This is a genomic window from Psychrobacter sp. AOP7-A1-24, from assembly GCF_052376235.1.
In the GTDB taxonomy this organism is placed as follows: Bacteria; Pseudomonadota; Gammaproteobacteria; order Pseudomonadales; family Moraxellaceae; genus Psychrobacter.
This window is the reverse complement of record NZ_JBQSVM010000008.1, coordinates 57,229-73,999: the sequence shown is the minus strand read 5'-3', so window position 1 is coordinate 73,999 and position 16,771 is coordinate 57,229. Positions and strand designations below refer to the sequence as shown.

At 42.8% G+C, this 16,771-nt stretch carries 13 protein-coding genes; 12 read left to right on the top strand and 1 reads right to left on the bottom strand.

The window, feature by feature from the left end; translation table 11 throughout:
- Window positions 1–75 precede the first annotated feature (75 nt).
- The gene (locus ACT3QQ_RS04570; RefSeq protein ID WP_444527101.1) at window positions 76–1,431 is read right to left on the bottom strand and encodes a two-component system sensor histidine kinase NtrB; all 1,356 of its coding nucleotides are present in this window, start codon (window positions 1,429–1,431) and stop codon (window positions 76–78) included.
- 135 nt (window positions 1,432–1,566) lie between these two features.
- On the opposite strand from ACT3QQ_RS04570, the gene rimO reads away from it, so the two are divergent.
- From rimO to ACT3QQ_RS04510, 12 genes are all read left to right on the top strand, one after another.
- Window positions 1,567–3,156 carry a 30S ribosomal protein S12 methylthiotransferase RimO gene (rimO, locus tag ACT3QQ_RS04565; protein WP_444527100.1) on the top strand — a complete coding sequence of 530 codons (1,590 nt, stop codon included), beginning with the start codon at window positions 1,567–1,569 and terminating at the stop codon, window positions 3,154–3,156.
- 172 nt (window positions 3,157–3,328) lie between these two features.
- The gene (gene pyrH / locus ACT3QQ_RS04560; protein ID WP_424509833.1) at window positions 3,329–4,054 is read left to right on the top strand and encodes a UMP kinase; all 726 of its coding nucleotides are present in this window, start codon (window positions 3,329–3,331) and stop codon (window positions 4,052–4,054) included.
- A gap of 112 nt (window positions 4,055–4,166) precedes the next feature.
- Window positions 4,167–4,721 carry a ribosome recycling factor gene (gene frr, locus ACT3QQ_RS04555; RefSeq protein WP_444519440.1) on the top strand — a complete coding sequence of 185 codons (555 nt, stop codon included), beginning with the start codon at window positions 4,167–4,169 and terminating at the stop codon, window positions 4,719–4,721.
- A gap of 383 nt (window positions 4,722–5,104) precedes the next feature.
- On the top strand, window positions 5,105–5,863 hold the full coding sequence (gene uppS, locus ACT3QQ_RS04550; RefSeq protein WP_444527099.1) for a polyprenyl diphosphate synthase: 759 nt from the start codon (window positions 5,105–5,107) through the stop codon (window positions 5,861–5,863).
- 189 nt (window positions 5,864–6,052) lie between these two features.
- Window positions 6,053–6,862 (top strand): phosphatidate cytidylyltransferase, encoded by an 810-nt coding sequence (locus ACT3QQ_RS04545; RefSeq protein ID WP_444522341.1) that lies wholly within the window; start codon window positions 6,053–6,055, stop codon window positions 6,860–6,862.
- A gap of 179 nt (window positions 6,863–7,041) precedes the next feature.
- Window positions 7,042–8,250, top strand: coding sequence for a 1-deoxy-D-xylulose-5-phosphate reductoisomerase (gene ispC / locus ACT3QQ_RS04540; protein ID WP_444527098.1), 1,209 nt, complete (start codon window positions 7,042–7,044; stop codon window positions 8,248–8,250).
- A gap of 96 nt (window positions 8,251–8,346) precedes the next feature.
- On the top strand, window positions 8,347–9,723 hold the full coding sequence (gene rseP, locus ACT3QQ_RS04535) for an RIP metalloprotease RseP (protein WP_444527097.1): 1,377 nt from the start codon (window positions 8,347–8,349) through the stop codon (window positions 9,721–9,723).
- A 262-nt stretch (window positions 9,724–9,985) separates the two neighbouring features.
- The gene (gene bamA / locus ACT3QQ_RS04530; RefSeq protein ID WP_444527096.1) at window positions 9,986–12,385 is read left to right on the top strand and encodes an outer membrane protein assembly factor BamA; all 2,400 of its coding nucleotides are present in this window, start codon (window positions 9,986–9,988) and stop codon (window positions 12,383–12,385) included.
- A 146-nt stretch (window positions 12,386–12,531) separates the two neighbouring features.
- A complete protein-coding gene (gene lpxD / locus ACT3QQ_RS04525) occupies window positions 12,532–13,548 on the top strand; it encodes a UDP-3-O-(3-hydroxymyristoyl)glucosamine N-acyltransferase (protein ID WP_444527095.1) in 1,017 nt (338 codons plus the stop codon).
- Between the two features lie 52 nt (window positions 13,549–13,600).
- Window positions 13,601–14,110 carry a 3-hydroxyacyl-ACP dehydratase FabZ gene (gene fabZ, locus ACT3QQ_RS04520; RefSeq protein ID WP_444519447.1) on the top strand — a complete coding sequence of 170 codons (510 nt, stop codon included), beginning with the start codon at window positions 13,601–13,603 and terminating at the stop codon, window positions 14,108–14,110.
- A gap of 199 nt (window positions 14,111–14,309) precedes the next feature.
- Window positions 14,310–15,089, top strand: a complete 780-nt coding sequence (gene lpxA, locus ACT3QQ_RS04515; protein ID WP_444527094.1) for an acyl-ACP--UDP-N-acetylglucosamine O-acyltransferase — start codon at window positions 14,310–14,312, stop codon at window positions 15,087–15,089.
- A 300-nt stretch (window positions 15,090–15,389) separates the two neighbouring features.
- Window positions 15,390–16,742 carry a sodium-dependent transporter gene (locus ACT3QQ_RS04510; protein ID WP_444527093.1) on the top strand — a complete coding sequence of 451 codons (1,353 nt, stop codon included), beginning with the start codon at window positions 15,390–15,392 and terminating at the stop codon, window positions 16,740–16,742.
- Window positions 16,743–16,771: the final 29 nt, after the last annotated feature.

Sequence of the window (16,771 nt, the reverse complement as noted above, 5' to 3'; positions counted from 1 at the left end):
CAGCAATTATTGGTGGTAAGTTGGGGATTGGGTATGGAGCGTTATGAAACTTAGCAGATTTATGTCGTAATATATTTATGTCTCGGTGATAGGTTGAGTAAATGGCAGGTATAGCGTAAATTGCGTTTGCTTATCTTTTTGCTCTTTTGTCGAGCTCACATCAATCATACCATGATGATGACTGATAATATCTTGAACGATGGATAACCCAAGACCTGTCCCTGCTGCACGGCTGGTGACCATTGGGAAAAATATTTGATCGATTAGCGCCGGATCAATGCCTGAGCCATTATCGGTAATGGTAATTTGCATCACTTGCTTGTGCTGCTGCCCTACAATTGTATGCTGAAAGGCAACCCGCGTTTGAATATGCAACGTTGGTTGATAATCAGAACTGCTAGCAGCTTGTCTGGTAGCTGGTGGTGATTCTTGAGACTCTGAGATTTTATTCTGTTGCAGCGTTTGTTCGAACTCAGTCATCGACTCACAAGCATTATTAATGAGGTTTAAAAACACTTGAATCAGCTGATCCTTGTCAGCGCATAACTCTGGCAATGATAAATCATAATCACGCTGTAACATTACCTGTGGATACTGATTGGCCACTAAGGTTAAGACATGCTCTAGGGGCTCATGGATATTAAGCGTCTGCCAGTTTGGTAGTTGATTAGAACCCAGAAGTTGACCAATAAGATGAGTTAGTCGATCAGTTTCTGAGATAATAATATCCGTATAGTTACGCAGCTTTTGATTCATTTTTTGCAAATCATGCTGCGTGTCAGCGTTAGTAGTTGTCAAAGCACTATCAGTGCTAGTAGTAGATGCGTCACTGAATTTAATAAACTGTCGTTGTAGCAGTTGTGCTGCCCCACGAATACCAGCGAGAGGATTTTTTATTTCGTGCGCCACTGAGCGTAGCATATGACGAGCAACTGTATACTGCTGCTGTTTGCGCTCCTCTTCAGAGATACGACTTTGACGATCTTTGCCCCACATCTCGATAATAAAATAGGGCTGCTGTTCATAGATGACTGGCGTGACGCTATAATCAACTGACAACGATAAATTGCTATTTAGTGGTGTTTTTATAATGTGATCATGATCGATAAAAGGCTGCTGGTAGTTTTGCGATTGTACAAAGCGCTCGGTCAAAGAGTAAGCTGGCTCGCTCGAAGGCTCGTTTGCATTCGTATCGTCACTATCATTATCGATAGATATAGTCTCTTTAGCCTTCAGCTCATCGGGTGCTAATAGTGTCAAGATTGATTGATTAATGAGTCTGCCGGTACTAATGGCGAGTAGCTGCTCGGCTTGAGCATTCAAACGCGTGATGAATAGCTCATCGTTGACCCATAAAATAGCAGTGAATAAATGCTGAGATATAAATGTAAGATCAGGAGTTGTTTTAGCGGTTATAAAATCAGCGTTCATTAGTCATGCCCAAAAAAGTCAGATGCTTGAGATAATATTTAACCACAAATCAAGACTATAGAGCGGCAAAACTGGTGATTTTTGCAAAAAAAACGTACAATGCGCTCAGCCAATTTATCTCTAGCAAGGTCAGCCATGTCCAAAACTTCTACCGAGTCAGTGAATACGACAGCAACAAATCCTCTATCTGCCGTACAAGACACTGCCACTATTTTCAATCCTGCCGCGCCTACAGCAGTACAAGAGCAGAATCAGACAGATATCAGTCAAGCAGATACTAAACAACCTTATCATCATAAAGCCAACCATAACCAAAATCGTAGTGTAGCCCAAAGCCGCGATGCTACTTCAGCCTCGACTGCGACTGCCACGATGCCAGTTAGTGCAGCGCCAAAGATTGGCTTTGTGTCACTAGGTTGTCCAAAAGCATTGGTAGATAGTGAGCGTATTATCACTGAGCTCAGCCGTGACGGCTATCAAGTAGCCAGTGATTATGATGGTGCTGACTTGGTCGTGGTAAATACTTGCGGCTTTATTGAGTCCGCAGTACAAGAGTCGCTTGATGCGATAGGCGAAGCCATTAGCAAAAACGGTAAAGTGATTGTCACTGGCTGTTTAGGTAAAGAAGCAGAAAAAATCCGTGAAATGCATCCAGCTGTACTAGCGGTGACGGGCGCGCATGCCTATGACGAAGTGATTACGGCAGTGTCGCAGCATGTGCCCAAGCCAAATCGCAACGAAGATGCGAACTATGATCCAAAAATAGATTTGATCGATGAAGCGGGTATCAAACTGACCCCAAGTCATTATGCTTATCTAAAAATATCAGAAGGCTGTAATCACCGTTGTACGTTCTGCATTATCCCAAGTTTACGTGGTGATTTGGTATCGCGCCCGATTGATAACGTGATGAACGAAGCACTGGCGCTCAAAAAAGCTGGTGTGAAAGAGTTGCTTATTATCTCGCAAGATACTTCAGCCTATGGTCTTGACCTAAAGTATAAGACCAGCTTTTGGAATGGTATGCCGCTCAAGTCTAAGTTTTATGACTTATGCCAAGCATTGAACGATTTGGGCATTTGGGTTCGCTTGCATTATGTTTATCCGTATCCACATGTGGACAAAGTTGTTGAATTGATGGGTGAGAAGAAGCTGCTCCCTTACCTAGACATTCCGTTCCAGCATGCCAGTCATCGTATCCTAAAAGCGATGAAACGTCCTGCGCATAGTGAAAATACCTTGGCTCGTATCAAAGCATGGCGTGATATCTGTCCTGATATTGTGATTCGCTCGACCTTTGTGGTTGGCTTCCCAGGCGAGACAGAAGAAGATTTCCAGTGCTTACTTGATTGGTTGGTTGAAGCACGCCTCGATCGCGTGGGTGCATTTACTTATTCAGAAGTAGAAGGCGCAGTGGCCAATGACTTGCCTGATCATGTGCCTGAAGACGTTAAGCAGTCTCGCTATGAGCGACTAATGGCGCTACAACAGGATATCTCAGCGCAAAAGCTGCAAGAAAAAATTGGCAAGACCTTAATGGTATTGGTCGATGAAATCGATAGCGATGAAAATATTGCTATTTGCCGTAGCTATGCTGATGCACCTGAAATTGATGGTCATGTCTATGTTGATGACATCAACGCTCAAGTTAAGGTAGGGCAGTTTTTAACAGTGACTATCGACGATGCTAGCGAATACGATCTGTTCGCCAGTTATCAAGGCTAGATATCCAATAAGATATGTGAGTGAAAATTGCCCAATGACGGGCAGTTTTTGCTACAATTAGCGCAATTTGGCCTTTTTAATACGCTTAGCTGTAAGTGTAGCGTTGTGGACAAACTCGATTTGTATTTTACCGATAATTTTCTTTATAATTTCATGATAACAAGGTGACCTCATGTCTGACAAAAACCCGCGTTACGCTCGTATCTTGCTAAAACTCTCCGGTGAAGCCTTAGCCGGTAGTAAAGACATGGGTATTGATACCGAAGTGCTTGATAAAATGAGCTTATCTATTGCTCACTTACGTGGACTTGGTGTTCAAGTTGGTATCGTGGTCGGCGGTGGTAACTTATATCGCGGTGCGCAATTACAAAAAGAAGGTCTCGTTGGCCGTGTTACTGGTGATCAGATGGGCATGCTAGCGACCGTTATGAACGGACTGGCAATGCGTGATGCGCTTGAGCGTCGCAATATCAAAACTCGTTTGATGTCAGCGTTACCGATTGGTGAAGTCACCGAAAGCTATAGCAGTCGTAATGCGATTCGTTATCTCAAAAACGGCGAAGTTTGTATCTTTGTTGCAGGTACGGGTAACCCGTTCTTTACCACTGACACCGCTGCCTGTTTGCGCGGTATCGAAATCGAAGCTGGTTTGATTTTGAAGGCGACTAAAGTTGATGGTGTCTATGACAAAGACCCAAGTCTAAATGATGATGCAGTCAAATATGACGGTCTGACTTTCGATGAAGTACTAGAGCAAAAGCTAGGCGTGATGGATTTAACGGCTATCGCATTATGCCGTGAGCATAACGTACCGCTACAAGTGTTTGATATGACTAAACCTAATGCATTATTGAATGTCATTATGGGTGAAAATGAAGGCACACGAGTTTTTCACTAATTGATGTGATACTGGTAATTAACGTCAGTAAATAGCTAATGATTAGCAAAAAATAATTAATATCCCAATAGCAAATAAAAGATTTGTCGGTAACAATAAATAAGGATACACAATGATTAAAGAGATTAAGCAAGACGGCGAAGCACGCATGCAAAAAACGTTGGAAGCGCTTGAAAGCACTTTCAGTAAAGTTCGTACTGGTCGCGCGCATCCAGGCATGTTGTCAGGTGTGATGGTCAGCTACTACGGTTCTGATACACCATTGAACCAAGTGGCAAGTGTCAACGTTGAAGACTCACGTACTTTACTGGTCCAACCGTTTGACCGTACGATGGTACAGGCAGTAGATAAAGCCATTCGTGAAGCAGATTTGGGTCTGAACCCAATGACCGCTGATGTGATTCGTGTTCCGATGCCAGCTTTGACAGAAGACACTCGTCGCGACATGCAAAAGCTTGCACGTGGCGAAGCTGAAAGCAGCCGAGTATCTATCCGTAATATTCGCCGTGACATGATGAACGACATCAAAGACTTGGCAAAAGAAAAAGAAATCTCAGAAGATGATGAGCGCCGTGCTAGTGATGATATTCAAAAAATCACTGACAAATATATTGAAACGATTGACGCTCGCTTGAGTAAGAAAGAAAGCGATTTGATGGAAGTTTAATACTGATATACTTGTTATTTATAGCAAGAATCAGCTCGGTAGATTACCTGTAATTGAGCAGCCAATACTTTATAGTTATTGGCTGTTTATTATTATGCAGACTGATATAGTCAATCCTGTATAAAAGAGCTAAAGCGTTAATCTCGCTTGGATTATCATATATATCTGCACTCGGTTGCTTTGCACCTCTTTTAAACTGAATCAACTATATGAAACCATGTCTATATTATGCCAAAGACATTGATTGAACTGTGTTCATCGTGTTCTGGGCATTAAAAACTAACAACGCAATTGTGATAAGTTAGTGAATTATATCAGTGGCGCTTTTTAATCGTCATTGCACACGTTATTATTATTTACCTTAACAATAAGCAAGTTCGCCTATGTCTACTTCAGCCGTTTTGGCACCCGCTAGTCTTCCCCGTCATATCGCTATCATTATGGATGGTAACAATCGATATGGTAAGGCCAATGAATTAGGCCACGGTCAAGGACATGTGGCTGGCAAAGATGCGCTTGATCCTATCGTCGAATATTGTGTCAATACAGGCATTGAAGTGTTGACCGTATTTGCATTTTCTAGCGAAAATTGGCAAAGACCGCCTAGTGAGGTAGCACTGCTGATGCAGCTACTCACATCGACGATTCATGAGCAAATGCCGCGCATGAACGAGTATCGTATTCGCCTGCGCTTCATCGGTGATCGCAGTCAACTCAGTGAGTCATTACAGACTCTAATGGCTGATGCAGAAGAAAAAACGGCAGAGTTTGATGCGATGACGCTGGTAATTGCGATTAGTTATGGTGGACAGTGGGATATTGCAAATGCAGCAAAACAAATGGCTCAGCAAGTGCAAGCTGGCGAATTAAAAGCTGAAGACGTCAGCAAAGAGTTGTTAGGTAACTACGTACAATTGGCCGACACGCCAGCAGTAGATATGCTAGTGCGTACGGGCGGCGAGTATCGTATTTCCAACTTTTTATTGTGGCAATCTGCTTATGCTGAGCTGTTTTTTACTCCCACATTGTGGCCAAATTTTGCAGCAGAAGAGTTGGCTTTGATGATTGCAGAGTTTGCTAAACGTCAACGCCGCTTTGGCAAAACCAGCGAGCAGGTAGTGACAGAACAGCAGTCTCACTGAGCAGCGAGTGGATAGATAAATTCAGTCGGCTCAGTTTAGTTAGTATTGTATAACTGGTCAATAGTGCTGGTTTGTGCAATGATAAACGGCTTGAATTGATAGTGATCGCTATCACTAGGCCATAGCTAGTTAGCTGCTATAATGTATTTTTTGACCATCTGTTCTTCATTATTATAAGGCTCGATAAGTATGTGGCAACGAATTAAGACGGCAATTGTTCTCGTTATTATCGTTGGTATTGCAATGTTTGCGAGCCAAACACCTATTTTATTTGCACCATTATTGGCTATCGGCGTCATCATTGCCGCTCATGAGTGGGCCAAGTTGATGCCTAAGTGGCGCCAACCCGCCGTATTTGTTTTAGTGGTTTTAGCGCTCACTATATTATCACTAATGTTCAAGGTGACTTGGCTATTCTGGTGGGTAGCTTCGTTAGGGATATGGCTGATGGCACTGTCTTGGGTTCGAGTCTTTCCGACACAAACGAGATGGTACGGCAACCAGCTGGCAATGATGGGCGCGGTTATTTTGACGGCATCTATTACAGCGATGTTCTATCTCTGGCAGTTATCTGCGTGGTGGTTGCTGTATGTGTTCTTATTAGTATGGTGTGCAGATAGCGGCGCATATTTCGTTGGACGCAAGCTTGGTCGCCGAAAAATGGCACCCAACGTTTCACCCAATAAAAGCATGGAAGGGTTGGCCGGTGGCCTCGTCACAGGGCTGTTGGTTGTGGTAGCTATCAGTGTCTTTAAACTACAGCTGACGGGCGTACCATTAATCGCATTTGTATCGTTATCAGCCATCACTATTCTTGTCTCTGTACTTGGAGACTTGTTTGAGTCGATGCTCAAACGCCGTGCTGATGTAAAAGATTCAGGCACTATCTTGCCAGGTCACGGTGGTATTCTTGATCGTATCGATTCATTGTTGTCTGCAACACCGATATTTGCACTTGGTTTTTGGGCGATACAGCAGCTTGGTTTAATAGTGGTGTAAGGTTATATAGCAGCACTGTTCTGTTTAAACCTTTTCTGTAGTTTATTCTCAGTAATATTGATATAAGTGAGCCAAGTGCAAGCAATGTATTAGTATAGCTAGCGAAGTTACCAGAGCAATAGTTTTGTAGTGGATAGACGATATTCTATTTTTATTATTTTTAAGTATCATGGGCATTAATGGTTATGACGCAACGCATCGCCGTACTAGGCGCGACAGGCTCGATTGGCGATAGTACCTTAGCAATATTAGCTGCTCAACTGCATACCTATGAAGTCTATGCTTTGTCAGGTTACCATCGCTTGGACAAGCTATTTATGCTCTGTCAGCAGTTCCTGCCGAAGCGCGTCGGTGTGCCGACAGCAGCAGTGGATGATTTTGCTAGCAGACTCAAAGCGGCAGGAATCGCTAGTGATGTCGTTGGGGGCGAGGCAGGATTGGTAGATATCGCCACTGACTCACAGATTGATACGGTTGTAGCAGCTATCGTAGGTGCTGCAGGACTGGTGTCTACATTAGCAGCAGCACGTGCAGGCAAACGTATTTTATTGGCTAATAAAGAGGCGTTAGTCATGGCAGGTAAAGTCATGATTGATGCGGTTAAGACGCACAAAGCTACTTTGTTGCCGCTCGACTCTGAACATAATGCCATCTTCCAATGCTTGCCACTTGCTATTCAGCAAGATAATACGCAAATTCATCAGACAAATCATGGTGTTCGCAAACTATGGTTAACAGCTTCTGGTGGGCCATTTTTGCAGCAACCATTCGAGCAAATGCAGCAGGCAAGCGTCGCAGAAGCGGTCAAACACCCTAATTGGTCAATGGGTCAAAAGATATCTGTCGATTCGGCTACAATGATGAATAAGGGGCTTGAGCTGATAGAAGCCTGCCACTTATTTGATTTGCCTGAAGATAAGATAAATGTGGTCATTCATCCACAAAGTATCATTCACTCAATGGTAGAATATAGCGATGGTAGTTTTTTAGCGCAGTTGGGCAGTCCAGATATGAAGACGCCAATTGCGCATGCGCTGAGCTACCCTGATCGGATTGATAGTGGCTCGCAGCCGTTAGATTTATTTGCACTTAGTGGTTTAGAGTTTATTGAGCCTGATATCCAAAAATTTGCCTGCTTGAGTTTGGCTCGCCAAGCAATGCAAGCGGGTACGCAAGCCACGATTGTGCTTAATGCAGCAAATGAAATTGCAGTAGCAGCATTCCTAGATGGGAAAATTCGTTTGACTGATATTGCTGACATTAACGAACAAGCGTTAAATGACATACAGCTGCCACCATTGAACGAAACCGCTGATATAGAAGATATATTGGCAATCGATAAGATTGCACGCCACCTGACTGATAAGTTGGTAGCGAAGCTGACATAATCGTAGCAAGCGTCTCTTAGCTGTTACATGACACTGATAAACAATATTAGTAAAGATGTTAATAAAAATGCTGAGAGATAATACTGAGAAAAAATCATGACGTTTTTACTAACAGTTTTAGCCGCTATATTTGTCTTGGGCCCACTTATTGCCTTACACGAGTGGGGACACTACATCGTGGCGCGGCTTTGCGGTGTCAAAGTGCTAACGTACTCTATTGGTTTTGGTCCTAAGATTTTTGGTTGGACCAGCAAAAAGAGTGGCATTGATTATCGTATCTCAGCATTGCCACTCGGCGGCTATGTAAAAATGCTAGATGAGCGTGAAGGTAATGTTGCAAAAGATGAGCAACATCTTGCGTTTAATCGGCAACATCCACTGAAGAAAATTGCTATCGTTGCAGCTGGTCCCATCATGAATTTTGTCATCGCTATCGCGCTATTTTGGGTATTGTTTATGACCCCATCTGAGCAGTTGGCGACTAAGATTGGACAAGTACTACCAGACACGCCTGCTGCAATGGCACAATTACCAGTCGGTGATAAGATTGTTGCGATTGATGGACACGACGTGCAGACATGGGAAGGTATTAACTACCGTCTTGCAGGACGTATGGGTGAGACGGATAAGGTTAGTATTACCTTGCAGTCAGATGCCCAAACCGAACAGTCGACTAAAACCTATCAAGCACCCGTCACGCAGTTTATGCAAGGCGAAGCTCAAGGCCAAGATGCATTGACCAGTTTTGGTATGTTGCCGTGGCAGCCGCAGATTGCTCCGATTGTAGGTGGCTTGGCTCCTGATGGCGCAGCTAGCCGCCAAGGGTTAAAGGTTGGTGATCGTATTACTGCTATTGATGATAAGGCAATTGAAGATTGGATTAGTGCCACACGTATCATCCGTGATAATCCTGAGACGCTATTGAACTTCACGGTGTTGCGTGATGAAAAGCCTGTACAGTTGCAGATTATGCCTCAAGGCAAAAAAGACAACTTGGGCAATGATTACGGACAGATCGGTGCGATGGTGGATCAGACCGAGATTGTTATCCCTGATGATTATAAGACCACCGTGGTTTACGGCCCTAGTGAGTCGTTAGTTAAGTCGTTCGAAAAAACTGAGCAGCTAGCGGTAATGACCGTAAGTTCGATGGGAAAAATGCTGTCAGGTATGATTGGCTTAGACAATCTATCAGGACCAATCACCATTGCCAAAGTCGCTAAGCAAAGCTTTGATATCAGTTGGCAGATGGTATTATCGACAGCGGCGCTGATTAGTTTGAGCCTTGCCGTTTTGAATCTCTTGCCGATTCCAGTATTAGATGGTGGTCATATTGTCTATCATGTTATTGAGCTAATACGTGGTAAGCCATTATCTGAAGGTGTGCAAGTGGTCGGTCTAAATATTGGTTTACTCTTGCTGGCAGGTTTCATGGTGTTAGCAATTGGTAATGATATTAGTCGCCTATTTTGATCAGCTAATGAGAAACATAGCTGATAAAGCACGATATACTAGAGGTTTTACGCCTATTACAGGCTGATTATTGTTATGATAGGCATGCTACTCTGTGTCGCAGCCTCTGTACTAATCGTAATTTTTAGTTTATTTTGTGATGCAATTTATATAAAGTGTTCTGAGTTACCCTTGCATGGAGTTATAGCCCTATGTGAATGGGTTAGACAATACGTGCCTTTTAACTTAATTTAAGCAATTTTTTTATTGACGGATAGTGTTTATGCGTACGCCTTTAATTATGAGCGCGGCTGGGTTGCCGTTAGTTGTAGCGATGATGAGTATGCCAGTACAGGCTGCAGAATTTGTAGTAACTGACATCGGCTTTAATGGTCTACAACGCCTAACCCCTGATAGCCTCTATCCGGTCTTACCTGTTACGGTAGGCGATACAGTGAATGATAGTAGCTTAGCTGCCAGTATCAAGGCGCTATATGCAACTGAGAACTTTGCTGATATTCAAAGCCGTGTCGAAGGTGGCCAGCTAAGATTTGACGTCATTGAACGTCCAACAATCGCTGAAGTAACCTTTGAAGGTAACAAGCTCATTCCAAAAGAAGGGCTTGAACAAGGTCTTAGCAACGCTGGACTATCAGCTGGTGACGTGCTTAAGCAGTCTACTTTGCAAGGCGTGGCCAATGAGCTACAACAGCAATATGTTAGCCAAGGTTATTACAATAGTAATATCGAAGTAGAACAAACAGTCCTAGACGGTAACCGCGTAAAACTTGACGTGAAGTTTATAGAAGGCAAGCCTGCTAAAGTTGTTGATATCAATATTATTGGCAATCAGCACTTTAGTGATGAAGAGATTAAAGACGTCTTCGCGGTAAAAGAGTCTTCATGGACGCAACTGCTATCTAAGTCTGATCGGTATGCTCAAGAAAAACTGGCTGCCAGTCTAGAGAGCTTAAAATCGCTATATCAAAACGACGGTTATGTGCGTTTTTCAGTTGATAATGCCGTATTAAACATCAGCGAAGACAAAAGTAGTGTATTTATTGAAGTCAGTCTAAGCGAAGGCGAGCAATATCAGTTTGGCGAAGTGAACTTTTTAGGTAAGCCTACCTTTGAAAATAGTGAGCTAAGAGAACTGGTTACCTTTGAATCTAATGAGAAATATTCACAAGCAAAACTAGACGCTACCACTGCTTCTCTTGAGAGACGCTATGGCAATGAAGGCTATTATTTAGCTCAAATTAGACCAGTTCCACGTATCAATGACGATACTAAAATGGTTGATGTCGATTACTATATTGACCCTGCACGTCCTATCTACGTTCGCCGTATCAATTTTACCGGTAATATTAAAACGCAAGACGAAGTATTGCGTCGTGAAATGCGTCAGTTAGAAGGTACGCTATCTTCTAATGAAAAAATTCAGCTGTCACGCACGCGTTTGATGCGTACTGGATTCTTCAAAAATGTCACTGTCGATGTTAAACCAGTACCTAACCAGCCAGATCAAGTCGATGTAAATTATGTGGTTGAAGAGCAACCTTCTGGTAGCTCAACGATTGCCGCCGGTTACTCACAGAGTGGCGGTGTGACTTTCCAGTTGGATCTGACTCAAAATAACTTTATGGGTACAGGTAACCGCGTCAAGGCTGCACTTTCTCGCTCAGAAACTTATGATTCTTATAGCCTAGGTTATACCGATCCATATTTCACAGAAAACGGTGTCTCTCAAGGTATTAGTGGTTACTATCGCAAAACCAAATATGATGATGATAATGTTAGTAACTATGTGACTGATTCATATGGTGCCACACTGAACTATAGTTATCCTATTGATGAAACCAAACGTCTTAGTGCCGGTCTGAATGTGGACAATACAAAGGTTCGTGGTGGTCGCTATCTAGGGATATCTAATGCTCAGGAGATTCTAGACGATGGTGGTACAAAAACACCTGAGGTCGATACGGATGGCGTTGCTAGCTTCAAGAATGACTATCAGACTTACAATCTATTGTTTGGTTGGGACTATAGTACTTTAGACCGCCCAGTATTCCCTACCAAAGGGATGAGCCATGCGGTTGATGCAACTATCGGTCTTGGTGATGCCAACTACCAAAAGCTAACCTATACCGGCAATGTATACTATCCTGTTTATAAAGACGTAATCGCGCGTGGTTATACTAAGCTTGGTTATGGTAACGATTTGCCGTTTTATGAAAACTTCTATGCTGGTGGTTATGGCTCAGTACGTGGCTATGAATCATCTACTCTAGGACCTAAGTCACAAGTTTATCTTGATGCGGTCAATGATCCAGATAACCAAACCTTTACTGGGGAAGAGGTTGGTGGTAATGCGCTAGCAACGTTTGGTGCTGAATTGATTTTGCCAATGCCGTTTAAAGGTGATTGGGCAGATCAGGTACGCCCAGTATTGTTTGCTGAAGGCGGTCAGGTCTTTGACACGTCTGATAAAGAAGATCGCACTTTTAATGATTCAGATGTTCCGTTATTGACCCAAGATAATGACTTCCGTTACAGTGCTGGTGCTGGTATCACTTGGTATACGCCAATTGGTCCAATTTCACTTAGCTACGCGGTACCATTTGGTGACAAAGAAGGCGATGAGACTGAAAAAGTCCAGTTCCAGATTGGTAATACATTCTAAATTAGTGACATTATTCTCATCTATTTGAATAATTTTAAAGATTGTCTCAAATAGATAGAAATATCATTAGAGCTTAGTAGGTCGTCAAAACGCATTGTTATTTTGGCGACCGTTTCATTTATAACCATATTTTATTATTAGTCATTATGATAACAATTGAGCAACTCATTACTCGAATCGAGCAGCGTCAGCCTATTATTAATAAGGCTGAGGTTGATACTGATCAATTGTGTCAACCATTCAGTAGCGTCGGTAGTTTGACGACGGCCAGTCAACAGCAGCTAAGCTTTTTGGCAGATCCTCATTATATCTCTAGCTTGGCTAGCAGCGATGCAGGCGCAGTATTGGTGACGGAAGCATATCGTGACCAAGTGCCTACCTCAGCAATGGCACTAGTTGTCTCAAATCCATATTTAGCCTACGCCAGTGCTAGTCAGCTGTTTGCACGTCATTCTTTATCCAATGGGATTCATCCTAGTGCTATGATTTCAGAGAGTGCTGTTATTGGCGAGCAAGTCAACATCGGCCCTTTTTGTGTGATTGGTGACCATGTGCAAATAGGAGCGCGCAGCTCACTCGATGCTCACGTCGTGGTTGAAGCCAATACTCGTATCGGCACTGATTGTGTGATTAAGTCACAAGTCGTTGTCGGTCCTGAGTGTGTTATCGGTAATCACGTTAGGTTGCATGCAGGGGTAAGTATTGGATCTGAAGGGTTTGGTTTTGCTCCTACTAAAGATCCTAGTATCACAGGTTGGGAGCGCATAGCTCAGTTGGGCCGTGTCATTATTGGCGATTATGTGCGAGTTGGTAGCCAGACGTGTATCGATCGTGGCGCTATCGATGATACCGTTATTGGCAATCATGTTATTATTGATAATTTGGTACAAGTTGCTCACAACGTCCGTATCGGTGACGGTACTGCTATTGCTGCGCAAACGGGCATTGCGGGTAGTACTACGATAGGTAAGCGCTGTATAATAGGCGGCGCTGTCGGTATAACAGGGCATATTGAGATTACAGACGATGTTGTTTTGTCTGGGATGACTATGGTAACCAAATCCATTAAAACCGCCGGTTCGTATTCATCTGGTACTGCTGCGATGCCGACTGCTAATTGGCGACGTGCTGCGGTACGTTTTCGTCAGCTAGGCAGCAACTAATGCAAACACAAACAAATAATAGATATTCAAAACACAGCAAGGAAGCGTCATTATGAGCAGTAACAATATAGATATCCCAACTGATGAAGACGTTAAAAGCTTGGCTGAGCAAGGTCTTACATTACCATTGACGTATCATACGATTAAGCATTATTTACCACATCGTTATCCTTTTATGCTGGTAGATCGTATCGTCGCTTGTACGCCAGGTGAGTGTATTACTGGTATCAAGAATGTGACTATCAATGAAGAGTTTTTTAACGGTCATTTTCCTGATGAGCCGATTATGCCAGGTGTATTAATGGTAGAGTCTATGGCTCAGGTGTCAGGAGTGCTTGGCTTTATTAGTGCAGGACTGACTGCAGAAGACGGTTACCTCTATCTGTTTGCAGGTGTGGATAAAGTCCGCTTTAAACGTCGTGTGATTCCTGGTGATCAACTTATCATTCGTGCGAAAACCGTGATGCAAAAACATGGTATTTATAAGTTTGATTGTACTGTCCACGTCGAAGATGAACTGGCTGCCAGTGCCCAAATTATGATTGCACGTCAAGAGCAATAAGAACCTATTAAAACAAAGGATGTTTAAGTTGGTGATAAGTCATAACATATAAAGGGCAATATCTAAATCGCTCGTTATAATTGTATGATCAGCTATATGTAGATTCGACAACGCAAATGGTATTAGCTTCGTTAGTAAGACTGAAATAGCGATACTTTTTTATTATTTACTCGCATCAAATGATACAAGGGCCCATATTATGAGTCAGATTCATCCTACAGCACTCATCTCACCGTCCGCGCAGATTGACGAGACTGCCATAATTGGGCCTTACTGTATCGTTGGTGATGAAGTATCAATTGGTGCACATACGGTCTTGCATAGACATGTCGTTGTGACGAAGCTGACTCGTATTGGACAGCACAATGAGTTTTATCAGTTTGCAAGTATTGGTGAAGACCCTCAAGATTTAAAGTATGCAGGTGAGCGTACTTGGCTTGAAATCGGTGATCACAATACGATTCGCGAAGCCTGTAGTTTGCATCGTGGTACAGCACAGGATGGCGAGCTAACCAAAATCGGTAGCCACAATTTGTTGATGGTAAACACGCATGTCGCACATGATTGTGTGATCGGTGATCATAACGTATTGGCAAACAATGTGGGTGTGGCAGGGCATGTGACTATTGGCGATCATATCATCATCGGAGGCAACTCAGGTATTCACCAGTTTTGTACAGTAGATGACTATAGTTTAATTGGCGGTGCTAGTTTAATTCTAAAAGATGTGGCTGCTTTTACGATGGTGTCTGGTAATCCAGCTAAAACTCATGGTATGAATGTTGAAGGAATGCGCCGTAAAGGTTGGTCCAAAAAGACTATCAACGCATTGCGTCAAGCGTACCGCGTGATTTTTAGGTCAGGTTTGACGACAGTACAAGCACTTGAAGCATTAAATAATGAGCTACTACCTCAAGAACCAAAGATTCAGCTGCTTATTGACTCACTACAAAATAGCAGCCGCGGTGTGGTACGCTAAAAAATATTTCTCGATTGATGATGAGTCTTATACTTTTAATAAACCAAATTCTTATATACTAAAGATGAATCATACAAAAGCCATAACTATTTGTTATGGCTTTTTATATTTATGAATACTTGACTTTTTTGGTCGCTTAGCAGAAACTGAGCGTTTATGATATTGTAAACAATTCTTTCTTAATGTTGCTGGACGCTTTGTATCGACGCGTTTACTAAATAGTCCGATAGTAAGACCGACTATTTATGTTTATCAAGGAAGATTATCAGCAATGTTAATTGAAGCACGAGGACGGAAAAAATGGCTATCAATAAACAAGAACATGCACAATGGAGCTCAAGCTTTGGCTTCGTGTTGGCAGCAGTAGGCTCAGCAGTTGGTTTAGGAAACATATGGAAATTTCCATACATGGTTGGTGAAAGCGGTGGCTCAGCTTTCGTTATTGCTTATTTGTTTTGTATTGCACTGGTCGGTTTTCCGATATTGGTTGCTGAATGGCTAATTGGTCGCCGCGGTCAAAAAAACCCAGTCAATACGTTTGCAGACGTAGCAGCCGATGAAGGTAAATCTCGTAGCTGGGGTATTGTTGGTGCTACTGGTGTTTTAGGTGGTTTCTTAATTCTATCGTTTTATAGTGTCATCGGTGGCTGGGCTCTTAACTACATTACAAAAATTTCGTCGGGCAGCTTTGTAGGTCAAGATAGTGACTCTGTCGCTGCAACTTTTGATACTATGCTAGCCTCAGCTGGTACGTTGACAATCTGGCACACAGCTTTCATGATTATAACGGCTGTTATCGTTGGTATTGGTGTGACGAGTGGTATTGAAAAAACCGCTAAAATTTTGATGCCATTACTAGGGGTAATTCTTTTCGTTATCGTTGGTTATAATGTGATGAATGGCGGGTTTGGTGAAGCAGTCGCTTACTTATTCACGCCAGATCTTAGCAAGTTGACTGCTGATGTTATGCTGGCCGCATTAGGTCACGCATTCTTCACGCTATCAATTGGTATGGGTATCATGGTTGCTTATGGTTCTTATCTAGGTCGTGAAGTGAACCTACTAAAAACAGCCCGTACCGTTGTTATTTTAGATACCGTTATTGCTTTAGCCGCTGGTCTAGCGATTTTCCCGATTATCTTTAGCAATGGTTTAGATCCTGCAGCAGGTCCTGGTCTTATCTTTGTGAGCTTACCAATTGCTTTCGGTAGCATGAGTGCAGGTACCATCATCGGTGCACTATTCTTCTTGCTTATTACCTTTGCCGCTATCACTTCATCTATCTCGTTACTTGAGCCGACTGTTGAGCTATTGGAAGAGCGTACCTCAATGAGTCGTACTGTATCGACTATCGCTGCCAGTACCGTAATTTGGTTATTAGGTATTGCCGCATTGTTATCATTTAACCTATGGTCTGACTTTACTATTATGGGTAATGGCATCTTTGATGCATTGGATAAACTTACCAGTAAATTCCTATTGCCTCTAACAGGTCTTGCCGCTATCTTATTCGCTGGCTGGAAAATGAATCAACGTAATATCCAACAAGAGCTTGGGCTGTCTAACGGTGCATGGCAGCTGTGGCAAATTGTTGCGAAGTTCATCGCGCCAATCGCTGTTGTAGTAGTATTCGTAACTTCATTGATGGGATAGTAGTTATCATTGTCGATTCTATCTGAATC

Bases quoted from the DNA above. Each gene is read 5' to 3' on its own strand.
- ACT3QQ_RS04570 (WP_444527101.1), bottom strand. From the start codon at position 1,431: ATGAACGCTGATTTTATAACCGCTAAAACAACTCCTGATCTTACATTT.
- rimO (WP_444527100.1), top strand. From the start codon at position 1,567: ATGTCCAAAACTTCTACCGAGTCAGTGAATACGACAGCAACAAATCCT.
- pyrH (WP_424509833.1), top strand. From the start codon at position 3,329: ATGTCTGACAAAAACCCGCGTTACGCTCGTATCTTGCTAAAACTCTCC.
- frr (WP_444519440.1), top strand. From the start codon at position 4,167: ATGATTAAAGAGATTAAGCAAGACGGCGAAGCACGCATGCAAAAAACG.
- uppS (WP_444527099.1), top strand. From the start codon at position 5,105: ATGTCTACTTCAGCCGTTTTGGCACCCGCTAGTCTTCCCCGTCATATC.
- ACT3QQ_RS04545 (WP_444522341.1), top strand. From the start codon at position 6,053: ATGTGGCAACGAATTAAGACGGCAATTGTTCTCGTTATTATCGTTGGT.
- ispC (WP_444527098.1), top strand. From the start codon at position 7,042: ATGGTTATGACGCAACGCATCGCCGTACTAGGCGCGACAGGCTCGATT.
- rseP (WP_444527097.1), top strand. From the start codon at position 8,347: ATGACGTTTTTACTAACAGTTTTAGCCGCTATATTTGTCTTGGGCCCA.
- bamA (WP_444527096.1), top strand. From the start codon at position 9,986: ATGCGTACGCCTTTAATTATGAGCGCGGCTGGGTTGCCGTTAGTTGTA.
- lpxD (WP_444527095.1), top strand. From the start codon at position 12,532: ATGATAACAATTGAGCAACTCATTACTCGAATCGAGCAGCGTCAGCCT.
- fabZ (WP_444519447.1), top strand. From the start codon at position 13,601: ATGAGCAGTAACAATATAGATATCCCAACTGATGAAGACGTTAAAAGC.
- lpxA (WP_444527094.1), top strand. From the start codon at position 14,310: ATGAGTCAGATTCATCCTACAGCACTCATCTCACCGTCCGCGCAGATT.
- ACT3QQ_RS04510 (WP_444527093.1), top strand. From the start codon at position 15,390: ATGGCTATCAATAAACAAGAACATGCACAATGGAGCTCAAGCTTTGGC.